This window comes from Mycobacterium sp., assembly GCF_049281135.1.
Classification (GTDB): domain Bacteria; phylum Actinomycetota; class Actinomycetes; order Mycobacteriales; family Mycobacteriaceae; genus Mycobacterium.
Genome location: NZ_JBAPRN010000498.1, coordinates 1 through 4,267 on the forward strand (window position 1 = coordinate 1; position 4,267 = coordinate 4,267).

Below are 4,267 nucleotides of genomic sequence, written 5' to 3' on the forward strand. Positions count from 1 at the left end.
CCTGCGGGTTGGGCACCGGCCGGCTGTTCGTCGAGGACGTCGCCGAGCCCATCGCGCCGGTCGACGGCTACCTGCCGGTCGGGCCGGTCATCCCGGACCCGGATCGGCTGCAGGCGCTCGCCGCGGCACCGCAGCGCCGACAGTGGTGGATCGACCGGATCAAGGCCTGCTATCCGCTGCTGTCCTGATTTGTGGGGTACGTGGCGTAGACGACACGGGGTGCTATCGCCAACACTGGCGGTATGAAGCGAAAAGTGCTGATCGTCGGCTTCCAGGGTGTGCAGGCGCTCGACCTGGTTGGCCCGTTCGATGTGTTCGCAGGAGCCTCGTTGGCGCTGGCCGCCCAGGGCAAAGAGGGCTACCAGCCGGAGCTGGCGTCGCTGGACGGGCAGCCAATTGCCAACGGGACCGGCCTGACTTTTGGCACGGTCAAACTGCCCAACCCACCCGAACCCGTCGACACCCTGGTGTTGCCCGGTGGTCGGGGCACCCGTCCCGATCGGCGTGACCCGCGCCTGGTCGAGTGGATCGTCGCCGCGGCACCGCAGGCGCGCCGGATCGCCACCGTGTGCACCGGAGCCTTCCTGGCCGCGCAGGCCGGCCTGCTTGATGGTTGCCGGGCGACCACCCATTGGGCCCACGCCGACAACTTGGCTCGGGAATTCCCGACGATCGACGTCGATCCCGATCCCATCTTCGTGCGTAGCTCACCGAAGGTGTGGACGGCCGCCGGCGTCATTTCGGGCATCGACTTAGCACTGGCGCTGGTCGAGGAGGATCACGGGACCGAGGTAGCTCAAACGGTGGCCCGACATCTGGTGATGCACCTGCGACGGCCCGGCGGGCAGACGCAGTTCGCCGCGCCGGTGTGGGTGGCCCGGGCCAAACGTGAACCAATCCGCGCAGTGCAGGACGCCGTCGAGTCCGAGCCTGGCGGTCCGCACAGCATCAACGACCTGGCCCGGCTCGCCGCGATGAGCCCGCGGCACTTCACCCGGGTGTTCACCGACGAAGTCGGCGAGGCACCCGGGGCTTACGTCGAACGGGTTCGCACCGAGGCGGCGCGTCGCCAACTCGAGCAAACCGACGACACCGTGATGACGATCGCGACCCGGTGCGGCTTCGGCACCGCGGAAACGATGCGCCGCAACTTCATTCGACGAGTCGGCGTATCGCCCGACCAATACAGAAAGACATTCGCATGACACAGATCGCCATCGTCGTCTACCCGGGCTTCACCGCCCTGGACTTCATCGGCCCCTACGAAGTGCTGCGCTGGCTGCCCGACGTCGAGGTCCGCTTCGTGTGGCACGAACCGGGTCCGATCACCGCCGACTCCGGTGTGCTGCTCATCGGGGCAACCCACTCGTTCGCCGAGACCCCAACGCCGGACGTCATTTTGGTGCCGGGCGGTATGACCACTATCGAACACGCCCGCGACGAGGTGCTCCTGGACTGGGTGCGTTCGGCACATCAGACCGCAGCTTGGACGACGTCGGTGTGCTCGGGTTCGGTCATCCTCGCGGCCGCCGGGCTGCTCGACGGTAAACGTGCCACCTCGCACTGGGCGGCGCTGAGCATGCTGAAAGCCCTGGGCGCCAAGCCCGTTGGCGATGAGCGGGTGGTGCACGAAGGGCAGATCGTGACCAGTGCGGGGGTGTCGGCGGGCATCGACTTGGCGCTCTGGCTGGCCGGCCAGATCGGCGGCGAGGAACGCGCGAAGGTCATTCAGCTGTCGATGGAGTACGACCCGCAGCCGCCGTTCGACAGCGGCCACATGTCGAAGGCATCGGCGAAGACCAAAGCGGTTGCCACCGCGCTGATGGCCCGCGATATCGCCAAACCGGCTCAGCTCAAGGCCGGGACGCAACTGCTGTGGAACAGCGCGCTGGGCGCGGTGCGATCCAAGGCCCGTCGCTAGCCGGCGATCGCGTCGATCACCGCGTCCGGTTGGTCGATCGAAACGAAGGTCCGTGAACCCGGCACCTCGATCAGTTTCGCGTTGCTGAACACCGCCGCCAGCCGTCGGCCCAGGCTTGGTTTGAACACGCGATCGTCCTGGCCCCAGACCAGCGTCACCGGCTTGTCGAACCGGGGCAGCCGGGTTGCCACGTCGGTCAGATCGGTGACGGCGATCCGGCGTAGCAGTGCGGCCAGATCACGACAGATCCGGGCGTCGTTCAGGCAGGGCGCGATCCAGCCGGCGGTGAGGTCGTTGTTGGGTCGGCTGATCAGCAGGCCGAAGCCCAGCGCGGAGTTTCGCAGCGCCGGCAGCCGCATCGGCCCCATCAGAGCCTTGATCGAGATCGGGCCGCGAAGCAGGCCGAACACCACGTCGAATGGGAACGGCGGGCATTGGTCGAAGGCGTCGCAGTTGGTCAGCACCAGCCGCCCGATCCGGTCCGACCCGGCGTCGACGGCCAGCTGACAGAGGCCGCCGCCGGTGTCGCTGCCGACCAGCGTCACGTCGGACAGGTCGAGGGCCTCGATCGCGTCGTTGACGATCCCCGCGACGCCCTGCAGCGAGAGCGCGCCGGCGTCCTTGACCGGAATGGTGTGTGATCCCAGCGGCAAGGTCGGCACGATGCAGCGGTAACCACGCCGCGCCAGCTCTTCGGCGACGCCTCGCCACAGCTCACCGTTGACCAAGACACCGTGGACGAAGAACACCGGCGGGTGCACCGAATCCTGCGGCCCGAACTCTTGGTATCCGATCGTTGCCTGCTTGAGCGAGAGTTGAGTCATGGGGACAGTCAACGCGTAAACCCGCTGCCAGCTCGACGCCGCGGACTGCCAAATACTGCCAACACCGCGGTGTCGCGTAGGTTCTTCGTCGTGATCAACCTGGCTTATGACGACAGCGGGACGGGTGAGCCCGTCCTCTTCATCGCCGGCCGCGGCGGTCTGGGACGCACCTGGCACCTGCATCAGGTTCCCGCATTCCTGGACGCCGGCTACCGCGTCATCACGTTCGACAACCGCGGGGTCGGCGCGACCGCGAACGCCGACGGGTTCACCACCGAGAACATGGTCGCCGACACCGCGGCGCTGATCGAGTCGATCGGCGTCGGCCCGGTGCGCATCGTGGGGGTATCGATGGGTTCTTTCATCGCCCAGGAGCTGTTGTTGACCCGGCCGGAGCTGGTGAGTCAGGCGGTGCTAATGGCCACTCGCGGCCGGCTGGACGCGGCGCGCGAGTTCTTCCGCTCTGCCGAGGACGAGCTGGCCGCCTCCGGGGTGCAGATTCCCACCGCCTACGACGCCAAAATCCGTTTGCTGGAAAGCTTTTCCCCCAAGACGCTGAGCAACGACGAGGTCGTCGCCGAGTGGATCGGCATGTTCAACATCTGGCCGATCAAGATCACCCCTGGGCTGGTCCGCCAGGGCTGGGTTGCCCCGCTGAGCAACCGGCTACCCGCGTACCAGGGCATCACCACGCCGGTGCTGGTGATCAGCTTCGCCGACGACGTAGTGACGCCGCCGCACCTGGGTAAAGAAGTCGCCGACGCGATCCCCGGCGCCCAGTTCCAGCAGATCGCCGACACCGGGCATCTCGGGTTTCTGGAACGGCCCGAGATGGTCAACGCCACGGTGCTGAAGTTCTTCGCCAGCATGGGGTACTGAGCCGCCCGCGCCGAGTGTGCAGGTTGTAAGCGCCAAATCGCCGTTTTCATGACCAGAAGCTGCACAGTCGGCGAACCGAATGCGCTGAGCCGCCGACGAGGGCTGCTGGTCGGGCTCCTCAGCGGACCCCGGGAGTCGGCATCGTCGCCCGACTAGGCTGGTCTGGTGAATCCCTCGACGGCACAGGCCCGCGTCGTCGTCGACGAACTGATCCGCGGCGGAGTCCGCGATGTGGTGCTGTGCCCGGGGTCGCGCAACGCCCCGCTGGCGTTCGCCCTGCAGGACGCCGACCGGGCCGGCCGGGTCCGGCTGCATGTCCGCATCGACGAACGCACCGCCGGATTCCTGGCCATCGGGCTGGCGATCGCCGCGGGCACACCAGTGTGCATCGCAATGACGTCGGGCACCGCGGTGGCCAACCTGGGCCCGGCCGTGGTGGAGGCCAATTACGCCCGCGTGCCGCTGATCGTGTTGTCGGCCAACCGGCCCTACGAAATGCTCGGTACCGGCGCCAACCAGACCATGGAGCAGCTGGGCTATTTCGGCACCCAGGTCCGCGCCACGATCAGCCTCGGGCTGGCCGAGGACGCTCCGGAGCAGATGGCTGCGCTCAACGCGACCTGGCGATCGGCCACCTGCCGCG

At 67.5% G+C, this 4,267-nt stretch carries 5 protein-coding genes and 1 pseudogene; 5 read left to right on the plus strand and 1 reads right to left on the minus strand.

Features of this window, described 5'->3' with window-relative positions:
- The 3 genes and pseudogenes from WAN02_RS19955 to WAN02_RS19965 form a co-directional block, all read left to right on the plus strand.
- Positions 1-188: pseudogene (locus WAN02_RS19955) on the plus strand (O-succinylbenzoate synthase); the annotation flags it as partial.
- 54 nt (positions 189-242) lie between these two features.
- Positions 243-1,205, plus strand: a complete 963-nt coding sequence (locus WAN02_RS19960; RefSeq protein ID WP_422265961.1) for a GlxA family transcriptional regulator — start codon at positions 243-245, stop codon at positions 1,203-1,205.
- On the plus strand, positions 1,202-1,921 hold the full coding sequence (locus WAN02_RS19965) for a DJ-1/PfpI family protein (protein WP_422265962.1): 720 nt from the start codon (positions 1,202-1,204) through the stop codon (positions 1,919-1,921). Before WAN02_RS19960 ends, WAN02_RS19965 begins: the two co-directional genes overlap by 4 nt.
- Here the strand turns inward: WAN02_RS19965 and WAN02_RS19970 are convergent.
- Positions 1,918-2,745, minus strand: coding sequence for an alpha/beta fold hydrolase (locus WAN02_RS19970; RefSeq protein ID WP_422265963.1), 828 nt, complete (start codon positions 2,743-2,745; stop codon positions 1,918-1,920). The two genes, WAN02_RS19965 and WAN02_RS19970, sit on opposite strands and share 4 nt — an antisense overlap.
- 90 nt (positions 2,746-2,835) lie before the next feature.
- On the opposite strand from WAN02_RS19970, the gene WAN02_RS19975 reads away from it, so the two are divergent.
- Positions 2,836-3,624 carry an alpha/beta fold hydrolase gene (locus tag WAN02_RS19975; protein ID WP_422265964.1) on the plus strand — a complete coding sequence of 263 codons (789 nt, stop codon included), beginning with the start codon at positions 2,836-2,838 and terminating at the stop codon, positions 3,622-3,624.
- 165 nt (positions 3,625-3,789) lie between these two features.
- The coding region (locus WAN02_RS19980) for a thiamine pyrophosphate-binding protein (protein ID WP_422265965.1) at positions 3,790-4,267 on the plus strand (478 nt) is incomplete at its 3' end.

Excerpts from the sequence above, each read along its gene's own strand:
- WAN02_RS19970 (WP_422265963.1), bottom strand. The coding sequence starts at position 2,745 with ATGACTCAACTCTCGCTCAAGCAGGCAACGATCGGATACCAAGAGTTC.
- WAN02_RS19965 (WP_422265962.1), top strand. The coding sequence starts at position 1,202 with ATGACACAGATCGCCATCGTCGTCTACCCGGGCTTCACCGCCCTGGAC.
- WAN02_RS19960 (WP_422265961.1), top strand. The coding sequence starts at position 243 with ATGAAGCGAAAAGTGCTGATCGTCGGCTTCCAGGGTGTGCAGGCGCTC.